We start from the raw sequence: 18,306 nt of genomic DNA on the forward strand, positions 1-18,306 counted from the left end.
GTCCTGCAGGACGCGTGGCACGCTTTAAGTCTTTATCTGATGCCTGTCGTGGTCCGAAACCGCTGTACGGTGTTCGGATCATGCTCTAATCCTGCAGCCGTCTCTTCAGCCCGTCGATGATCGTCTTGGTGAGAAGGTCGTAATTCTCGTCGAAATGATGGTCGCCGGGCAGCTCGATCACCTCGGCGCCGCTGTCCTTCAGCGCCGGACAGGCGACATCGTCATCGTCGTCCTTGCCGTAGATGCATTGCACGAGCTTCGGATCGATGTTCTTCAGATCGCCGACGGGATCGCCTCCCGCCCCTTCCGTCTTCTGGCCGAGCCAGCCGAGAACAGAGATGACGTAGTCAACTTGGTGCGAAAGCGACAGCAGCGACAATTGCGCCACCGTCGACTTTTCGGCTGGCTTGAGGAGCTGGTAGGTGGCGGGTACGACATCGGCACCGAAGGAATAACCGACGAGCAGCACATGCTTCACCTTCCATTGCTTGCGGTAGAAATCGATGATCTTCGAAAGATCGGCGGCGGTCTCCTCCGGCTTGCGCTCCGACCAGAAATAGTGGAGCGAATCGACGCCGACGACCGGAATGCCTTCCTTCTGCAGCGTGCCACCGACCTCCTTGTCGATGTCGCGCCAGCCGCCGTCGCCGGAATAGATCACAGCCATCGTATCGAAGGCCGGCGTTGCCTCGAGCACCGCCAGCGGCAGGCCGAGCGGGTTGCCGAAGGCGCCGGAGGCGGTGACGAGATCGTCGAGCGTATCGGCAAACGCCGTCTGCGCATCGTCGGCGGAATCGCGGATCTCGATCGCGGCATGGGCCTTCTTCAGCGCCTCGGCGTGCGCCCGGCCATCCTTGTTGGCATCAGGCGTGAAGACAGTAATGATCGGGTCCGGCAAGATCCCGTCGCTGAGGCCATAGACTGTGCGTTCGCCAACCACCTGCTTGGACGCCGGCGTGCAAAGCTCCTTGGCAAGCGGAATGCCGGCGACCGGATTAACGGCAAGTGTCTGGCCGATCGTCGCATCCGGCGTTTGCGCGGCGATCGCCAGCGCTAAGGCCCCGCCCTCGCCGATGCCGGCGACGATCGGCAGGTGATAGGCGTTGTTGCCGGTCGCGCGCTGCACCTGCTGGCTCAGCGATTCGATGTCCGAGACCATGTAGACGCAGCCATCGTTGAGGCTGACGTCGTACCGGCTAAGCGCCTGGATATAGGATGGAAAATCGATGCCGATGACGACGGCGCCTTCGGCGACCAACCTGTCGGCTTCGGCCTTCTCATAGTCGCCCCAGCCGGCGGCATCCGAGATCAGCGTCACCGTGCCCTTCACCTCCCCTTCCGGCAGGAAGATGTGCGGCGACGGGATAAGCCCGGTTTCGAAGGTCTGCGTGGTCTCCTCGGCGGCATCAGCCGGTGCGGCCGCGAGCATGCAGGCGCATGCCGTGGCAAGAAGGATTGTCCTGATCATTTTCTCACTACCCCTTTCAATCCGCCCCCAATCAGCAATGTCGCGTCCATCAACGCGATCATCGGATTGCCCCCTCCGGAGACCGCAAGATAGCGCGGTTGCCAGTGCGGATGAAACTTGGATTTGAATGCCCGAAGGCCTTTGAAGTTATAGAAGCGCTCGCCGTGTTCGAAGACGGTGCTGCCGATGCGGTCCCAGACGGGCGCAGCCTCGCGTTTCGACATGCCGGAAAGAGGCGCCATGCCGAGATTGAAATGGGCAAAACCCTCGCCGCGCAGATATTCCATGATCTGCACGAAAAGAAAATCCATCGATCCCTTCGGCGCGGCCGGCGAGAAGCGCATGAGATCGATCGTGCCCTCCTCTTTGGATTCGGTGATAAGGATGTTGGCGAAGGCGACGATCTTGCCGTCCTTCTTCAGAATGCCGACGGGCTGCGAGGAGACGTAATCGGGATCGAAGGAGCCCAGCGAGAAGCTCTTTTCCTTGGCATTGTGGTCTTCCAGCCAAGCCGTGGAGACGGCGGCGAGATCGTCGATGATATCAGGCACGTCCTCTGGTTGGACCACGGCGAATTCCAGCCCGTCGCGCTGGGCGCGGCTTGCGGTCTGGCGAAGGTTCGCCCATTTGCCGCCCTTCATCTCGAAAGTCCGGAGATCGGCCACCGCTAGTTCGCCGAGCTTGAAGGCGCGAAGGCCGGCATCGGCGCAATGGGATAGCAGCGCCGGCGAGATCTGGTAGAACACGGCACGGCAGCCGGCGGCACGCGCCGCTTCGACGAATCGCCAGACGAGTTCCTGCACGGCGCGATGGTTGCCGACCGGATCGAACAGCGCGATCCAGGAGCGGCCCTGCCGACCATACATGATGAAGGCGTCGCCCTTTTCCGAGAACATGATGCTCTTGTCGCCCATCCGCACCAGATTGGCGTCGGCATTGCCCTGCTTCATGACGATCTCGACGGCGCGCGCCAGCGCCTCGTCCGTCGCCGGTTCCGGCCGGAAGGTCGCCGGTCGAAGCAGGCTGAAGACGGCGATCGCCGACGAGATGATGGTAATGCCGAGCACGGCGCGCAAGCCCCGCGGCGCTTCGGCGGTGAACTCGAACTGCCACCAGAGCTGGTTGCTGTATTCGACGTCGCGATAGACGAAAAGCAGGATGACGACGGCGCCGACGACGATGACGGCGATCGCCATCAGCCAGGACGCCGTCAGCGCTTGGTTGAGCAGCGAGGCCTGTCGGCTAAAGAGCCGGCGGCTGACGAAAAGCCCGAAGATGAGGAAGGCGAGAAAAGCGGCTTCGACGAGCGCGATCGCCTTCAGCAGCGACAAAGTCAACGCGGCAAGCGCCGAGAACACGGCCACCCACCAGGCGCCGTCGAGCCGCTGGCCGAGGCCGCGCGCGGCGACGACGAGTGCCAGCCCCAGCAGGCTGGAGAGGAAATGCGCGCCTTCGACCATCGGCAGCGGCAGATAGTTGGAGAGGAATTCGAGATTTTGGTCAGGCGTCGGCGTGACGCTCGAAAATACCAGCATGACGCCGAGCAGCAGCGCGAGAGCCGACAGCAGCTGCGGCATCAGCCGTCCGCCGATGCGCCGCATGCTGGAGGCGGCCGGATGGTCGACGAAACGACGCAGCTCCGCCGCCGAGACCGCGAGCACCGCGATCAGCAGCGGCAGCACATGATAGATCAGCCGGTAGAGCACCAGCGATCCGAGCACGGCATCGATGTTCACAGCACTGCCGAGCGAGGCGATGATCACGGTCTCGAACACGCCGAGCCCGGCCGGCACATGGCTGAGCACGCCGAGACCAACGGCGATCGCATAGACGGCGAGGAAGACCGGCCAGCCGATCGCCGTCTGCGGCAGCAGCACGTAGAGTACGGACGCCGAGGCGGCGATATCGAAGGCGGTGACGAGGAACTGGCGCGACCAGGTGCGCGAATCCGGCAGGCGGATTGCCACAGGCCCGAGATCGAGCACACGCCCCTCGCGGCCGATGATCATCACCGCGGCCAGAATGGCGACGATCGAACCGGCGATTATCCGCAGAACGAATGGGCTGACGCTAACGAGCGGGCCGATCTCGTCGGCGATGACGATGAGGGCGATTGCCGCGACGCCCGCAAGCCCCAATCCGAAGGACAGGGTGACGAAGGCGATGATGCGGCCGATATCCTCCGGCGAGAGCCCGAGGCGCGTATAGGCACGGTAGCGGATCGCGCCGCCCGAAAGCGCGCCGAAACCGGCGGTGTTGCCGACGGCATAGGCGCTGAACGCTGTCAGCGCCACATGCGGAAAGGGCAGCTTCTTGCCGATGTACTCGATGGCGTTGAGATCGTAGAAGATCAGCGAGATGAAACTGAGCGCCGTAAAGAACAGAGCAAGCAGGATCGCGCTCGGCCTGGTCGCCGCCAGCGCACCGACGACGTCGTCATAGCGCACCTCGTTGGTGAGCTGCACGATCGCGTAACCGACGAGGCAGAAAGCCACCAGTGACGCGGCTGCCAGCAAAGGCGTTCTGTAACGCCTGAAAAGCCCGCCAAAAGAAAAACCGTCCGCTTCTTCCATCTCTTCCAAATTGCCGTGCCCCGACATTCTCGTACCCTGCTGCAACTGCCAGCTTGGCGGGAATCATTTCAGATGATGTAACATGAGAGGCATATAAGCTCTATGAAGCCATGCCGCCGCTACCCCAGCCCCGCCGCCTGCGCCTCAATCATCCTCAATTGGGGCGAATTTGCGCAGGCGGGGGTCTCCGCACATTGCATTTTCGTAAGCTTCGGCAGAGCCTTGCCCTCGACGGAGATGTGAGAGGCGGGAGAACGGTTCGATATGCAGGATGGTTCGGCCTTTGTGATGCTTGCCCTCGGACGTCTGCTGCTGGGCGGCCTCTATGTCGCTGGCGGCATTCATCATTTTTTCGTTATCGTGCCGCTGACCGACGCGATCGAAGCCCGCGGCATTCCTTTTGCGAAAGGAGTGCTGATCATGGGCAGCCTGTTCCAGATCGTCGCCAGCATCCTGCTGATGCTCGGCCTTTTCGTCACGGCAGCGGCATTCGGTCTCATCGTCTTCACGCTGGCGGCCACCATCATGCTGCTGAATTTCTGGGACATGCAGGGAACGGCGCGCGACAGCGCGATCAATACCTGGAAAACCAACATGGCGATCATTGGCGGCCTGCTGATCGCAGCCGCCGGCGCCATGTGAGGCGGTTCATGCCGCCGGCTCGCCGCCCGCTCGCGCATGCGCGGCGTAGCGCGCGACGGCAGCATCCACCTCCGCGTCGCGGTCGCCCGCCACCTGCACCGTCGGCACGGCAAATTCGATACCGTTTTCCTGGAAGGCATTGCGGATCATCGCCAGCGCATTGCGGCGGATGACGAATTGCTCGCCTGGCTTCGTCATCATCGACAGCCGGATTTCGATGGCGAATTCGCCGAACTGCTCGACACCCTTCATCTTCAGGGTCTCGATGATATGAGGACCGAATTCCGGATTTTCGAGCAGCGTCTGGCCGATCTGCTTGATCACCTTCTTCGCCTTGACGAGATCTGTGTCGTATTTGACGTTGAGGCTGATCTTGTCGATCGTCCAGTCGCGATTGAGGTTTTTCACTGCGCCGAGTTCACCGAACGGCACCGTCGTCAGCGGCCCGCGATGATGTCTGAGCTTCACCGAGCGCAGGCTGAAGGCCTCGACTACGCCCTTATGGCTGCCGCTTTCGATATATTCGCCAATGCGGAAGGCATCGTCCCAGAGATAGAACATGCCGCTGATGACGTCCTTGACGATCGTCTGAGCGCCGAAGCCGACCGCGACGCCGACGACACCGGCGCCGGCGATCAGCGGCCCGATCTCGATACCGAGGCCGGAGAGCACCATCAGAGCAGCAATGACGGCGATCACGACGGCGAGAATATTGCGGAAGATCGGCAACAGCGTCTGTATCCGCGCGCGTTTGGCCTTCTCTTCATCCGTTGCTCCGCCATCCACGGATGAATCGAGCAGCTTGCCCTCGATATAGGCCTTGATGACATGCCAGAGCAGATCGGCGGCAAGCAGGATGACGATGCCGCCGATCACGCCGCGCGCGATCTTGTCGATCATCGTTTCGCCGGCGGCCATCGTATCGGCACCGACGCCGAGCATATGCCCAAGCCAGACGGCGGCGACGGCAATGATCAGCGCCCGCACACCCCGGTCAAGCAGCACGGCTGCAATGCGGCGCGTAGCAAGGAAGCTCGCTTCGGTCTGCTGCAGCGATTTTACCGCAATCGTCGAGACGGCGAGCACGCGCGGCAGCAACAGCACATAGACGCCGAGCCAAAGCAGCCAGTTGAAGCCTGCGACCCAGAGGCTCCAGAGCACCAGGAAATAGACGGTAAGCGCCCAGGAGGTCCCGTGGCCGCGCCTCTCGTCCTTGTGCGGCCGCGACCAGACCGCCGCGATCGCGATCAGCAGCAGGCCGATGCCCAGGATATAGCCGACGAGGAGCCGCACGCTCGAGGAATAGCCGAGCGGCTCCATCGACTGGATCACCGCCCAGCCGAAAATGAAATAGATGACGAAAGTCGCACAGCGTCGATACCAGAAGAATGCAACCGCGCGCGCCGGCATGATCGCAGCGGTGACACCCTGCCGTTCCTCCTCCATCCGCGCCAACCCGATGAGATCAACCAGGACGCCTCCGAGGCAAATCGTGAAGCGCTGGACCACGAGCGCGACAACGCAAACGATCGCGATGCTCTGGCTGACCGGCGGCCAGCTGACGCTGAGAAGAGCAAGCGCCGTCGCCACGGCAAAGATCAGCCCCGGGATGACGCGCGGGGCAAGATGCATGCCCGCCATCTGCGCCGCCTGGCGGCGGCGGCGAAAGGCATAGCGGGCGATGCGCTCGACGATGGTGCCGAGCAGGAAGATCGCCAGAAACTGCGCCGCCATGCGCGGCCAACCGGCGGCGGCGATTTCACCGAAGAACAGCGAGGAAGCATTGCCGGCCTGTGAGGGCAGCATCATCGCCGCATCGGAGACCATCGAGACGTGCCGGCGGGCATGCTGAAGCAGACCCGACAAGACCGACATCTGGTCGCCGGCCGCCGAATCGCTCGCGGGCGCCGCCGTCATCTGCGTCGACATCCATTGTTTGACCTGAGGCGTCTGCATCAGTTCCATCATCTGACGCACCTCGGCCGGCGGACCTGCCGTAACAGGAGCCGCAGGTGAGGTCTGCGCAGCACCCGGCAAGTCTGCCGAAAAAAGCGCCGACAGCGCCACTATGCAGAATATGGCGATCCTGGAGATCCCTGCCATGCCACGCTTCATTGCCGTCCTCCGATGGGCCGCCGACCGCCGATGCAGGCCAACGTCTTTCGATAGCATCGATAGCCTCGACCGATGCTGCCAGCAAGGAGGGTGGAGGCGAAGATCATCGGGAAGGCAGGCGGTGGAGCAGCGGGACCGTCGATCTCAAATTCAGAGCCCAAATTCAGGCCCTGAATTCAGGGCCTGAATTTGGGGACGGCGGCCTCAGCTATGACGGCGGGTGCGCTACTGCGCCACGCGTCTTTTTAGACTCATGGCGCAGTAGCGCTTTTTATTGTTTTAGGATTTCGCGACCGGTTTTTCCACGTGGCCACCAAAGCCCGCGCGCATCGCCGACAGTACCTTGTTGGCGAATTCGTCGTTATCGCGCGAGGAGAAGCGGCCGTAGAGCGCAGCGCTCAGCACCGGCGTCGGCACGCTTTCGTCGATCGCCGCCATGATCGTCCAGCGGCCTTCGCCGCTGTCCGAGACGCGGCCGGCATATTTCGAAAGTGCGGGATCGGCATGCAGCGCATCGGCCGTGAGATCGAGCAGCCAGGAGGTGATGACGCTGCCGCGGCGCCAGACTTCGGCGACATCCTGCAGGTTGAAATCATATTGGAAATGTTCCGGATGAGCGAGCGGCGCGGTCTCCGCATCGGCCTCGTGCGAGGCGGCGCCGATATTGGCATGTTTCAGAATATTGATACCTTCGGCATAGGCGGCCATCAGGCCGTATTCGATACCGTTATGCACCATCTTGACGAAATGACCGGCGCCATGCGGACCGCAATGCAGGTAACCCTGCTCCGCGGTGCTGGCAGCAGCCGCTTCGGCGCTCCGGTTCGGCGAGGCTTCCGTCTTGCCGACACCGGGCGCCAGCGTTGCGAAGATCGGAGAAAGGTGTTCGACGATACCCTTCTCGCCGCCGATCATCAGGCAATAGCCGCGCTCGAGGCCGAAGACGCCGCCGCTGGTGCCGACATCGACATAGTGGATGCCCTTGGTGATGAGTTCGGCGCCGCGGCGGATGTCGTCGTGGTAGTAGGAGTTGCCGCCGTCAATGACGATATCGCCATTCTCGAGCAGCGGCATCAGGCTCGCCAGCACCTTGTCGACGATCGCCGCCGGCAGCATCAGCCAGATCGCGCGCGGATGGGTGAGCTTCGAGACGAACTCCTGGAGCGAAGCACTGCCGGTCGCGCCGAGGCCGGCGAGCTCGGCAACGCTTTCCGGCCTGGCGTCGTAAACGACGCATTCGTGACCGCCCCGCATCAAGCGCTGGACCATATAATTGCCCATGCGGCCCAAACCGACCATGCCAAGCTGCATAATGAATCTCCTGGAAACCGAAATGAAGTATCGAATCCGGAAATTAGCACCCGCAGTGTGACAGGCAAGCAAAGTCTCGGTGATATCGGCGAATGCGACGATTGCACCGCCGACCTCGCTGAGATCGACGTATCGTCAAATGTCCGGCGCGCTGGCCGGCTCACCCTTCATTTCGCTGAGGAACATGCCCTCGCGCAGATTGATGCCGTATTCAACGAAAGCCTTCATGCAGCAGAGCATCTGCGTCCAGCCTTCACAATTGAGATAGGTGCCACGCCGGCCGGCATCGTCTTCGCGCCAGCCGGTCTCGGCGATCGTCACCAGCGTGCCGCCATCCTCCAGCGGCTTGAAGTTCATCTCTACCATCGTCTTGTATCTTGCCTCGTCCTCGCCAGTGCCGCCATCCCAGCGCAGCACGATGCGGCTTTCCGGCACGAGTTCGACGACCTCGACTGGCGTATCCTTCCACCAGGTCACCGTCGTGCCCTTCACGAGCGGCGCGCTCGCCCCACCGATCGTGGTGAAATAGCTGCTGAGCTTCTTCGGATTGACGACGGCATCGAACACCTCTGCAACGGGACGGCCGATGCGGCCGGAAACGCGGATTCCGAGAGACATGATACTTCTCCTCTTCTCCATTGTGCCTGGCATCATTATGTTATAAAAACATAACATGTCAAGCGAATCAGCCGACGACCCGGTTTTCAAGGCGCTGGCGCATCATCGCCGCCGCGACATCCTCGATCTGCTCAAGGATGGCCCCCGAACCACTGGAAATCTTTGCGAGATGTTTCCGGAGATGGACCGCTGCACGGTGATGCAGCATCTGAAGGTGCTGGAGGAGGCCGATTTGGTCGTCGCCAGGAAGGAAGGTCGCGAGCGCTGGAACCACCTGAACAGCCTGCCGATCAAGCACATCTATGACCGCTGGATCAGCGTCTATGCCGGCCATGCGCTCTCCATCCTCGACCGGCTGAAAGGCGACTTGGAAGGTCAGCCCGAATAATGACGCGGCTGTAAACCGGCCTTGCCGCCCGGTCTGGCGAAGCCTTATGCTACCAAAAACGGGGATCAGACGGATGACGCTATCAGGAGCCGGCATACGCCGCATGCGGCTGCTGCGCAGCATGAAGCAAGGCCATCTCGCCGAACTCCTTGGCGTCAACCAGGCGACCGTCTCGCGCTGGGAGCGCGATCAGCTCGCCCTGCCGGTCGAACAAGCCATCAAGCTAGAGCGGATTTTCGCCGCGCCGCCACATGAAGCAGTCGATACGGCGCTGAAGCGGCTGGTCGAGGATTCCGTCCGGCCGGTGCATCTGATCTGCGACCGCACCCACCGGCTGCTCGCCGCCTCTCGCCCGCGGCAAGCGGAGTGGCGGGCGCCACTCGGCGCCTTTCTCGGCCGTTCTCTGTTCTCCTACGCCTCCGCCGAGATCGCCGCCGCCGAGCAGTCGCTGGAGGAGCGCGGCTGGCATGCGGGCAGGCTCTCGTCGCTGACCCTCGATACCGGCGCCAACGGCAATGCGCTGCTGCCGATCGCCGCCGGCCGCGTGACCTGGGAACGGATCATGCTTTCCGACGGCAGCACCGGCCGCCTTGTCACGACCATCGGCTGAGCCTCAAGCTTTCCTGCATCCCCATGCATAATTTATGCGTTGTCTGGAAACCTCAGTCTTTATAGCGTCCGCCGCCGAAGGGTCAGGAGACGATGTGATGACGATACTGGTGACGGGAAGTGCCGGCCATCTCGGCGAGGCGCTGATGCGGACCTTGAGGGCGGAAAGCCGCTGGGTGCGCGGCATCGATATCAAGCCCTCGGCTTTCACCGACATGGTCGGCTCGATCAATGATCGCGCCTTCATCAGGCAGGCGATGTCAGGCATCAGCCACGTCATCCATGCCGCGACGCTGCACAAGCCGCATGTGGCGACCCACGGCAATTACGATTTCCTCGAGACCAATATCGCCGGCACACTCAACCTGCTTGAGGAAGCGGTCGCTGCGGAGGTCGCAAGCTTCGTCTTCACCAGCACCACCAGCACCTTCGGTGCGGCATTGACGCCGGCTGCCGGCGAACCGGCGGCATGGGTGACCGAGGACGTGCTTCCCGTCGCGAAAAACATCTACGGCATAACGAAACTCGCCGCCGAAGGCTTGTGCGAACTCTTCGCCCGCAAGTCCGGCCTGCCGGTGGTCATTCTCAGGACGTCGCGTTTCTTTCCCGAAAACGACGACGATCCTGACATTCGCAACGGCTATTCGGCAGAGAATGCCCAGGCCAACGAGCTTCTTCACCGCCGCGTCGATATCAGCGACGTGGTCGGCGCCCATCTGCTGGCGCTCGAAAAGGCGCCGGCAATCGGCTTTGGCCGCTACATCGTCTCGGCCACGACGCCGTTTTCGGCAAGTGATCTCGCCGAGATCAGACGCGACGCGCCTCACGTCGTCGAACGACTGTTCCCGGATGCAGGCGCCCTCTACGCATCACGCGGCTGGAAGATGTTTCCGGCGCTCGACCGCGTCTATGTCAACGAACGCACAAGACGGGAACTCGGCTGGCAGCCGCGATATGACTTCCGTTTCGTGCTCGACTGCCTGCGCGACAACAGGGAGTGGCGAAGCCCCTTGGGACTCGACGTCGGCTCTAAAGGCTACCACGACGAGGTCTTTGCCGAAGGGCCTTATCCGGTCGGATAGAGCGCGAGCTGGAATGCGGCCATGCGAAAGCCCGACATCCTCTCGGCATGGCCTTTTCGCTGAAAAGCGTCATCCAGATATCATGATCCCGTCATAGACCGTCTGCCGGGGATATGGGGCGAAGAATTCCAGGGCGTGTTGTGCCATCGGGAAATCGAATCCAAGGCGGGGGTGTCATTTGAAGCGGTGTCCAGCCTGCGGGCGGGAAGCCGTTTCGAGAGCGCTTTTGACCGAGAGGGTATTTCCATGAAGAATGTCAGACCATACGCATTGCGGCTCTTCGCCGCGGTTCTAGCCGCATCCGCCGCCTTGCCAGTCGTCGCAATGGCCGAGAATTCCGCCACCGTCGGTGGCCTCATCTTCGTCAACAAGGGCCTCGTCGGCATTGGCCGCATTGCGGCCAACCAGCGTGACAAATTCGGCGAGACCTTTGGTTCCGGCTCGGGCATGGCGGTCGATCCCGCCGCCTGGAGCCGCGACGGCGCCGGCTACAAGGGCACGCTCTACCTGCTGCCCGATCGCGGTTACAACGCCGTCGGCACCGCCGATTACCGGCCGCGCCTGAACACCATCTCGATCGGCTTGAAGCCGACCGCTCCGGGTGCGACACCCGGGGCCGGCAAGGAACAGTCTGGCGTCGACGCAAAGCTCGTCGATTCCATGCTCTTCGTCGACGACAAGGGTGGCGACATGACTGGTCTCGACCCGGAATCCGGCGTCCGCCCCGCTGCCGGTGATTTTCCGCCGCTGCCGCAAGCGGTAAACGGCAAGATCGCACTCGACAATGAAGCCATCATCCGCATGGCTGACGGCACCATGTTCGTCAGCGACGAATATGGTCCTTACATCTACCACTTTTCGGCCGACGGCCACCTGCTGTCGGCCACGCAGCCGCCGAAGGCACTTTTGCCGATGCGCAAGGGCGCGCTGAGCTTTGCCTCCAACAATCCCGGCCCCGGCGCATCCGCTCCGGACCCGAAGGATCCGGAGACTGGCCGCCAGAACAACCAGGGTCTCGAAGGTATGTCGATGACGCCTGATGGTAAGTTCATCATATCAGTGCTGCAATCGGCCGCCCGCCAGGACGGCGGCGATTCCAGCTCGACCCGCCAGAATACCCGCGCCATGATCTATGACGCCACCGATCCCGATCACCTGAAACTGGTGCACGAATATGTCGTGTCGCTGCCGGTCTTCAAGGACGCCAAGGACAAGACGACGATCGCCGCCGAGAGCGAAATCGTCGCCCTGTCCGACAAGACCTTCCTGATGCTCGCCCGCGACAGCGGCAACGGCCAGGGTTTGAAAGGCGACACCTCGCTCTACCGCAAGGTCGGTATCGTCGACGTTTCCGCCGCGACCGACATCGCCGGCAGCGATTTCGACGCCGGCAAGCCGATCGCGCCGAAAGGCGTCGTCGATCCCTCGCTGACGCCGGCAACGCCGACGCCCTTCATCGACCTCAACGACAAGGCCGAGCTTGCCCGCTTCGGCCTGCACAACGGCGCACCGAACGACAAGAACAATCTATCGGAAAAATGGGAAGCCATGGGTCTGGCGAGCGTTCTCGACCCGAACCTGCCGGACGACTACTTCCTGTTGGTCGCCAATGACAACGACTTCTTGACGCAGGATGGTTTCCAGGTGGGTGCCGCCTACAAGGCGGATGGCGGTGCCGACGTCGACACCATGTTCCAGGTCTTCCAGGTCACCTTTCCAGGCCTGAAGAAGTAACGGACGCGCAAAAAGGTGGACGCGCAAGCTGCATAATTCGTTAAATCGACACCGATTTAAGGACAAAATTATGCAGCCATTCAAAGTGTTACAGCGTCCTTTGCGCGTCTGAAAAGACGCGCGGCGCTGTAGACGCGTTCGCCCGCCAAATCCGGGTTTCCTGCCGACGATAAAAAGGAAAAGGTGCGATCCACGACCACCGATGGATGTTTACGATCCTGGGTGCCTACAAACGTAGGTGGGCGCCGTGTGTCCAGGCCCACGGGCCTGGCCAGGGACAGCTCCCTTTGGATCGAGTATGGCCCCAGGGATTGTGGTTCCTGTCGAGAGGCGCAGACCGCATGGCGATATATAAGGTCGTTTGCGCCGACGCGCCAGTGGCGACGGAAGCCCGCCCCTATTTAATTGAGATCAATTGAGTTCGGGAGCAGACCGGCCATTCAACTTGTCGGTGATGCCGCGGATTCGGCTCGACACCTCGCTCAGCGCTGCCGCAAGATTTTCTTCGGTTCGGGCGGTCGCTGCAAGCACCGTATCGCGGTTGCCGCGCAGCGACTCGAGCTCGGATTCCAGCCCGGCGACGCGGCGCGTCAGCTCGGCAATCTCGTCCATGACCATGATGCCGGCCATTACAGTGATCCTGAGATCGCCGATTTCCCCGAACTGGCCCTTGAGATGGCCGACATAGCTGTCGAAACGAGTGGCGAGATCGCTCAGGTGATCCTCCTGCCCTTCCTCGCAGGCCATGCGATAGGCCTTGCCGTCGATCGTTACCGTCACCTGCGCCATGCCAAACTCTTTCTATCAGCGATCCAGAACCGCGCGGATCGTTTCCATCGCCGTCACCAGCCGCCGCGATACCTCGCGATTGACCTCTTCCAGCCGGTTGGCGCGGAATTCGGCCTGGTCGAGCTCCTGCGCCAGCCGGGAACGGTCGGCGTGCACGCGCCGCACCTCGCCTTCGATCTCGCCCTGCTCGCGCTGCCGCTCGACGCGCATGTCGACGGCGTTTTCGAGGCTCGAAATCGCCTGTCTCAACTCGTTGAGCGCTGCTTCCATGGTTTTGCCTGTGGGCATCATGCCTTTCCGATTCCCGCGCAGGATCCGCGAATCGGCACTCCGCGCCGACCCTGCGATTTCAAAAGGATATGCAGCTCGCCGACGGCCCGTCAATAAATCCCGTCACCTGTCCGCCGGCCTATCCTGTGGATGAGCGTTTTACATAGGCTCATCACATCAGATTCGTCATTTGTACAATCGCGCGATCAAATGTCAAAAATCGCCGTTGCCCGCCCGGATTTGACCTGCCATTTATTGACTTGCCCGTCCCAACTGCTATGTCTCTGCCGCTTTCACTCGATGGTCTTGGAGGCTCGAGGCCATCCCCCGACACCCGGAGCTTGCGGAAAAGCCATGACCTCTCCCGAACAACACGACCGGATGGCGAATGCGATCCGTTTTCTCGCCATGGACGCCGTTGAAAAGGCGAACTCCGGCCACCCGGGCATGCCGATGGGCATGGCTGACGTCGCGACGGTCCTGTTCACCAAATATCTGAAGTTCGATCCGAAGAAGCCGCACTGGCCGAACCGCGATCGCTTCGTGCTGTCGGCCGGCCATGGTTCGATGCTGCTCTATTCGGTGCTGTATCTGACCGGCTATCCGGACATGACGATCGAAGATCTGAAGCAGTTCCGCCAGCTCGGCTCAAAGACCGCCGGCCATCCGGAATACGGTCATGCCACCGGCATCGAAACGACGACTGGACCGCTCGGCCAGGGTATTGCCAATTCCGTCGGCATGGCGATTGCCGAACGCAAGCTGCGCGAGGAGTTCGGCTCCGATCTCCAGGATCACTATACCTATGCGATCTGCGGCGACGGCTGCCTGATGGAGGGCATCAGCCATGAAGCCATCGCGCTCGCCGGCCACCTGAAGCTGAACAAGCTCATCCTGTTCTGGGACAACAACTCGATCACCATCGACGGCGCCGTCTCGCTGTCGGATTCCACCGACCAGATCGCCCGCTTCAAGGCAGTACACTGGAACACCATCGAGATCGACGGTCACGATCAGGCCGCTATCGCCGACGCGATCGAAGCTGCCCATGAGTCCGACCGCCCGACCTTCATCGCCTGCAAGACGACCATCGGCTTCGGCGCCCCGAACAAGCAGGGCACCCACAAGGTCCACGGCAACCCGCTCGGCGCCGAGGAAATCGCGGCCACCCGCAAGGCGCTGAACTGGGAAGCCGAACCCTTCGTCATCCCGTCGGACGTCCTTGACAACTGGCGTGCGGCCGGCGCCCGCTCGGTGGACCTCGTCGGGTCCTGGGAAGATGGCCTCGCCAAGGCTCCGGCCAGGGCCGAGTTCATCCGCCGCATGGCAGGCGATTTGCCGGAAGGCTTCGACGCCGCAATCAGCGCATACAAGAAGAAGCTCGCCGAGACCAAGCCGACGGTTGCGACCCGCAAGGCTTCGGAAGACGCGCTCGAGGTCATCAACGGCTTCCTGCCGGAAACACTCGGCGGCTCCGCCGACCTGACGCCGTCGAACAACACCAAGACCAGCCAGATGCATTCGATCACCCCGACGGATTTCGCCGGTCGTTACATGCATTGGGGCATCCGCGAGCATGGCATGGCGTCTGCCATGAACGGCATTGCGCTGCATGGCGGCCTCATCCCCTACAGCGGCGGCTTCCTGATCTTCTCGGATTATTGCCGCCCGCCGATCCGCCTTGCTTCGCTGATGGGCATCCGCGTCATTCACGTCCTGACGCACGACTCGATCGGCGTCGGCGAAGATGGCCCGACGCACCAGCCCGTCGAACAGCTCGCCGGTTTGCGTGCCATCCCGAACCTGATGGTCTTCCGTCCGGCCGACGCCACGGAAACGGCGGAATGCTGGCAGATCGCCATCAAGACGCATAACCGTCCCTCGGGCCTTGCTCTGACGCGTCAGAACCTGCTCGCAGCCCGCACCGAATACAGCGAAAAGAACCTGTGCGAACAGGGTGCCTATGTCCTCGCCGGCAATGCCGACGCCAAGGTGACGATCTTTGCCTCCGGCTCCGAAGTCGAAATCGCTGTTGCGGCTCGTACGGCACTCGAAGTCAAGGGCGTCACCGTCCGCGTCGTATCGGTTCCCTGCACGGAACTGTTCTTCGAGCAGCCGGAAGCCTATCGCAAGGAAATCCTCGGCAACTCGCCGGTCAAGATCGCCGTCGAAGCCGCTGTTCGCGAAGGCTGGGATGCGTTCATCGGACCGGAAGGCACCTTTATCGGCATGAAGAGCTTCGGCGCTTCCGGCCCGGTCAAGGAAGTTTACAAGCATTTCGGCATCACCGCCGACGCCGTCGTTGCGGCCGCGGAAGCAAAGCTTTAATGAGGGCGCCTTGAGGCGCTCTCCATCTCCTCAATTCCAGGCCCTCGCTATCGGGCCCTACTCTATCGGGAGTGAATGAACATGACAGTCAAGGTTGCCATCAACGGTTTCGGCCGCATCGGCCGCAACGTCCTTCGCGCCATCGTCGAATCCGGCCGTACCGACATCGAAGTCGTCGCCATCAACGATCTCGGCCCGGTTGAAACCAACGCCCACCTGCTGCGCTACGACTCGATCCACGGCCGCTTCCCGGCGACGGTGAAGGTCGAGGGTGACACGATCATCGTCGGCAACGGCAAGCCGATCAAGGTCACGGCGATCAAGGATCCGGCAACGCTTCCGCACCGCGAACTCGGCGTCGACATCGCCATGGAATGCACCGGCATCTTCACCGCCCGCGACAAGGCTGCCGCTCACCTGACAGCCGGCGCCAAGCGCGTCATCGTCTCGGCGCCTGCCGATGGTGCCGACCTGACGGTCGTCTTCGGCGTCAATCATGACCAGCTCACCAAGGAGCACTTGGTCATCTCCAACGCGTCCTGCACCACCAACTGCCTGGTGCCGGTCGTGAAGGTTCTCGACGACGCCGTCGGCATCGACCACGGCTTCATGACCACCATCCACTCCTACACCGGCGACCAGCCGACGCTCGACACGATGCACAAGGACCTGTATCGCGCCCGCGCGGCCGCCCTTTCCATGATCCCGACCTCGACGGGTGCAGCCAAGGCAGTCGGCCTCGTTCTGCCGCATCTGAAAGGCAAGCTCGACGGTACCTCGATCCGCGTTCCGACCCCGAACGTTTCGGTCGTCGACTTCAAGTTCGTCTCCAAGAAGGCGACCAGCGTTGGTGAAATCAACGAAGCCATCATGGCCGCTGCCAACGGCAAGCTGATGGGTATCCTCGGCTACACCGACGAGCCGCTCGTCTCCCGTGACTTCAACCACGACAGCCACTCCTCGATCCTCGCAACCGATCAGACCAAGGTCATGGAAGGCAACTTCGTGCGCGTGCTGTCCTGGTACGATAACGAGTGGGGCTTCTCCAGCCGCATGTCCGACACGGCAGTCGCTTTCGCCAAGCTCATCTGAGCGCTCTTGAGGCATCGACATACAAGCGGCCCGGGAAACCGGGCCGCTTTTTGTTGCCGTGCCTCCGAACGAAACCGCCCCCGCATTGGTATCTTTTCATCCATTGCCCGGATGAGATCTGCTAGAATACGTCACCCTGGACATTCCAAAATGCCCAGTTTCCTCACGCCGCATCGGCCACCGGCCAGGTGCGGAATGCCAATACCGTGCGGCAACACTGTCGCCCGGATGAAAATGAGAGAGATGGATGGATTACTTTACCGTTGAAATCGCCGGCCGTGCCGTTGCCAGTTTTCGTTCGGAAAATCACGAGGAAGCGACGCATTTCTTCGAGGCGGAAGACTTTCGCGACGATCTGACCGTCCTGGAATCCGAAGGCAGGCCTCTTTGGGACCGCAAAGCGGCCCTGAGCCTGCGCAAGGCGACCACCGAGGAAGCAAGCGAAGTCGAGCACGCCTATGAATTCGACGATGATCCTGAACGGACCATCGAGGACGAGTTCGTCGTGTTCCTCGTCCCGGTCGCGGATCTGACCGCTGGCGAAGACGATACCGTCGAAGACTGATCGACGATCCGCATCTTTTTCCGGTTTCGAAGTCATATCGAAGCGGCGGGTTCGATATGACGCCGCCGTTCGCAGGACAGGATGGCGGTGCTGACGCTACTCGGGTTCGAATTCGATAGGCGTCTCTACACGAAACCATCGTCGACGAATTCCTTGGCCGCAAGGATGATCACGGGTTGGCAATCCGCTGGCCAAGCGTGCTAGATTGAGGAAATGCACAGCGCTGCACAATGGCTAGTGAGCCAAGGGAGGTGATAAATGGCAGAGGCACAAAAGCGCTTGTCCCACACCACTCTCAAGCGGCGGCAGCGGTTTCACCCCAAGCGGGACGTCAGACCTGCCGTGTTGGCAAGGGCCAATCGCCTGGTCATCTGGGTCGCCGCGTTCATTGGCCTCTCGTTTCTCGCGATCGTCATACTTCAGGCGGTGTTGGGATAGCAGAGCAAGGGTCGGCCGCTTCTGGCGCAAAACTATAGCCGGCTGCTCTCGCTGGGCGGCCGGCACTTCCACCCGATATCGAAATATCTCAGCCTTCATTTTCCCCGCTCTCCGCACCCGCCCATGCAATCCATTCTTCCCGGACAGGGCAAGCGGGCCGCGTGAAAAGAGGAGCGTGTTTTATGTTCTTGCCATTCGCAGATACCGGCAGGAAAAATCCGTGCCTGTCTCTTTTGCCCTGCTCTCGCCTGATTTTCCTATACATTCTTTATAGAGACTTTCTC

At 61.7% G+C, this 18,306-nt stretch carries 16 protein-coding genes and 1 other RNA gene; 9 read left to right on the forward strand and 8 right to left on the reverse strand.

Going from position 1 to position 18,306, the window contains the following annotated elements; translation table 11 throughout:
• Window positions 1-85: 85 nt before the first annotated feature.
• Both N2600_RS18425 and mprF read right to left on the reverse strand, forming a co-directional pair.
• A complete protein-coding gene (locus N2600_RS18425) occupies window positions 86-1,468 on the reverse strand; it encodes a virulence factor family protein (protein WP_222384606.1) in 1,383 nt (460 codons plus the stop codon).
• Complete coding sequence (mprF, locus tag N2600_RS18430) at window positions 1,465-4,068, reverse strand: bifunctional lysylphosphatidylglycerol flippase/synthetase MprF (protein ID WP_260297051.1); 2,604 nt, start codon at window positions 4,066-4,068, stop codon at window positions 1,465-1,467. Before mprF ends, N2600_RS18425 begins: the two co-directional genes overlap by 4 nt.
• 237 nt (window positions 4,069-4,305) lie before the next feature.
• On the opposite strand from mprF, the gene N2600_RS18435 reads away from it, so the two are divergent.
• Window positions 4,306-4,683 (forward strand): DoxX family protein, encoded by a 378-nt coding sequence (locus N2600_RS18435; RefSeq protein ID WP_260297052.1) that lies wholly within the window; start codon window positions 4,306-4,308, stop codon window positions 4,681-4,683.
• Between the two features lie 6 nt (window positions 4,684-4,689).
• Here the strand turns inward: N2600_RS18435 and N2600_RS18440 are convergent, their stop codons facing one another.
• From N2600_RS18440 to N2600_RS18450, 3 genes are all read right to left on the reverse strand, one after another.
• Window positions 4,690-6,798: a mechanosensitive ion channel family protein gene (locus N2600_RS18440; RefSeq protein ID WP_260297054.1), complete on the reverse strand. Its 2,109-nt coding sequence runs from the start codon at window positions 6,796-6,798 to the stop codon at window positions 4,690-4,692.
• A 279-nt stretch (window positions 6,799-7,077) separates the two neighbouring features.
• Window positions 7,078-8,109: a phosphogluconate dehydrogenase (NAD(+)-dependent, decarboxylating) gene (gene gnd / locus N2600_RS18445; RefSeq protein ID WP_260297056.1), complete on the reverse strand. Its 1,032-nt coding sequence runs from the start codon at window positions 8,107-8,109 to the stop codon at window positions 7,078-7,080.
• 135 nt (window positions 8,110-8,244) lie between these two features.
• Window positions 8,245-8,727 (reverse strand): SRPBCC domain-containing protein, encoded by a 483-nt coding sequence (locus tag N2600_RS18450; protein ID WP_260297063.1) that lies wholly within the window; start codon window positions 8,725-8,727, stop codon window positions 8,245-8,247.
• 55 nt (window positions 8,728-8,782) lie between these two features.
• Between N2600_RS18450 and N2600_RS18455 the strand changes: the two genes are divergently transcribed.
• The 4 genes from N2600_RS18455 to N2600_RS18470 all read left to right on the forward strand — a co-directional run bounded on the left by N2600_RS18455 (window position 8,783) and on the right by N2600_RS18470 (window position 12,540).
• Window positions 8,783-9,115 (forward strand): ArsR/SmtB family transcription factor, encoded by a 333-nt coding sequence (locus N2600_RS18455; RefSeq protein ID WP_170262166.1) that lies wholly within the window; start codon window positions 8,783-8,785, stop codon window positions 9,113-9,115.
• Between the two features lie 73 nt (window positions 9,116-9,188).
• Window positions 9,189-9,725 carry a helix-turn-helix transcriptional regulator gene (locus N2600_RS18460; RefSeq protein WP_260297068.1) on the forward strand — a complete coding sequence of 179 codons (537 nt, stop codon included), beginning with the start codon at window positions 9,189-9,191 and terminating at the stop codon, window positions 9,723-9,725.
• Between the two features lie 97 nt (window positions 9,726-9,822).
• Entirely contained in the window at window positions 9,823-10,806 is a 984-nt protein-coding gene (locus N2600_RS18465) for an NAD-dependent epimerase/dehydratase family protein (RefSeq protein ID WP_260297069.1), read from the forward strand.
• 246 nt (window positions 10,807-11,052) lie between these two features.
• Window positions 11,053-12,540, forward strand: a complete 1,488-nt coding sequence (locus N2600_RS18470) for an esterase-like activity of phytase family protein (RefSeq protein ID WP_260297070.1) — start codon at window positions 11,053-11,055, stop codon at window positions 12,538-12,540.
• Window positions 12,541-12,723: 183 nt separating this feature from the next.
• Here N2600_RS18470 and ssrS read toward each other — a convergent pair.
• The 3 genes from ssrS to N2600_RS18485 form a co-directional block, all read right to left on the reverse strand.
• Window positions 12,724-12,882: non-coding RNA, 6S RNA (gene ssrS, locus N2600_RS18475), on the reverse strand.
• 69 nt (window positions 12,883-12,951) lie between these two features.
• Complete coding sequence (locus tag N2600_RS18480) at window positions 12,952-13,329, reverse strand: cell division protein ZapA (protein ID WP_018072888.1); 378 nt, start codon at window positions 13,327-13,329, stop codon at window positions 12,952-12,954.
• 15 nt (window positions 13,330-13,344) lie between these two features.
• Entirely contained in the window at window positions 13,345-13,620 is a 276-nt protein-coding gene (locus N2600_RS18485; protein WP_012758879.1) for a DUF4164 domain-containing protein, read from the reverse strand.
• 333 nt (window positions 13,621-13,953) lie between these two features.
• Between N2600_RS18485 and tkt the strand changes: the two genes are divergently transcribed.
• From tkt to N2600_RS18505, 4 genes are all read left to right on the forward strand, one after another.
• On the forward strand, window positions 13,954-15,927 hold the full coding sequence (gene tkt, locus N2600_RS18490) for a transketolase (protein ID WP_260297071.1): 1,974 nt from the start codon (window positions 13,954-13,956) through the stop codon (window positions 15,925-15,927).
• Between the two features lie 81 nt (window positions 15,928-16,008).
• On the forward strand, window positions 16,009-17,019 hold the full coding sequence (gene gap / locus N2600_RS18495) for a type I glyceraldehyde-3-phosphate dehydrogenase (protein ID WP_260297074.1): 1,011 nt from the start codon (window positions 16,009-16,011) through the stop codon (window positions 17,017-17,019).
• Window positions 17,020-17,266: 247 nt separating this feature from the next.
• On the forward strand, window positions 17,267-17,584 hold the full coding sequence (locus tag N2600_RS18500) for a hypothetical protein (RefSeq protein ID WP_017968139.1): 318 nt from the start codon (window positions 17,267-17,269) through the stop codon (window positions 17,582-17,584).
• A 258-nt stretch (window positions 17,585-17,842) separates the two neighbouring features.
• Window positions 17,843-18,022: a hypothetical protein gene (locus N2600_RS18505; protein WP_162119434.1), complete on the forward strand. Its 180-nt coding sequence runs from the start codon at window positions 17,843-17,845 to the stop codon at window positions 18,020-18,022.
• Window positions 18,023-18,306: the final 284 nt, after the last annotated feature.

Source organism: Rhizobium sp. WSM1274 (genome assembly GCF_025200775.1).
In the GTDB taxonomy this organism is placed as follows: Bacteria; Pseudomonadota; Alphaproteobacteria; order Rhizobiales; family Rhizobiaceae; genus Rhizobium; species Rhizobium leguminosarum_I.

Excerpts from the sequence above, each read along its gene's own strand:
- N2600_RS18425 (WP_222384606.1), bottom strand. The coding sequence starts at position 1,468 with ATGATCAGGACAATCCTTCTTGCCACGGCATGCGCCTGCATGCTCGCG.
- mprF (WP_260297051.1), bottom strand. The coding sequence starts at position 4,068 with ATGTCGGGGCACGGCAATTTGGAAGAGATGGAAGAAGCGGACGGTTTT.
- N2600_RS18435 (WP_260297052.1), top strand. The coding sequence starts at position 4,306 with ATGCAGGATGGTTCGGCCTTTGTGATGCTTGCCCTCGGACGTCTGCTG.
- N2600_RS18440 (WP_260297054.1), bottom strand. The coding sequence starts at position 6,798 with ATGAAGCGTGGCATGGCAGGGATCTCCAGGATCGCCATATTCTGCATA.
- gnd (WP_260297056.1), bottom strand. The coding sequence starts at position 8,109 with ATGCAGCTTGGCATGGTCGGTTTGGGCCGCATGGGCAATTATATGGTC.
- N2600_RS18450 (WP_260297063.1), bottom strand. The coding sequence starts at position 8,727 with ATGTCTCTCGGAATCCGCGTTTCCGGCCGCATCGGCCGTCCCGTTGCA.
- N2600_RS18455 (WP_170262166.1), top strand. The coding sequence starts at position 8,783 with ATGTCAAGCGAATCAGCCGACGACCCGGTTTTCAAGGCGCTGGCGCAT.
- N2600_RS18460 (WP_260297068.1), top strand. The coding sequence starts at position 9,189 with ATGACGCTATCAGGAGCCGGCATACGCCGCATGCGGCTGCTGCGCAGC.
- N2600_RS18465 (WP_260297069.1), top strand. The coding sequence starts at position 9,823 with ATGACGATACTGGTGACGGGAAGTGCCGGCCATCTCGGCGAGGCGCTG.
- N2600_RS18470 (WP_260297070.1), top strand. The coding sequence starts at position 11,053 with ATGAAGAATGTCAGACCATACGCATTGCGGCTCTTCGCCGCGGTTCTA.
- N2600_RS18480 (WP_018072888.1), bottom strand. The coding sequence starts at position 13,329 with ATGGCGCAGGTGACGGTAACGATCGACGGCAAGGCCTATCGCATGGCC.
- N2600_RS18485 (WP_012758879.1), bottom strand. The coding sequence starts at position 13,620 with ATGATGCCCACAGGCAAAACCATGGAAGCAGCGCTCAACGAGTTGAGA.
- tkt (WP_260297071.1), top strand. The coding sequence starts at position 13,954 with ATGACCTCTCCCGAACAACACGACCGGATGGCGAATGCGATCCGTTTT.
- gap (WP_260297074.1), top strand. The coding sequence starts at position 16,009 with ATGACAGTCAAGGTTGCCATCAACGGTTTCGGCCGCATCGGCCGCAAC.
- N2600_RS18500 (WP_017968139.1), top strand. The coding sequence starts at position 17,267 with ATGGATTACTTTACCGTTGAAATCGCCGGCCGTGCCGTTGCCAGTTTT.
- N2600_RS18505 (WP_162119434.1), top strand. The coding sequence starts at position 17,843 with ATGGCAGAGGCACAAAAGCGCTTGTCCCACACCACTCTCAAGCGGCGG.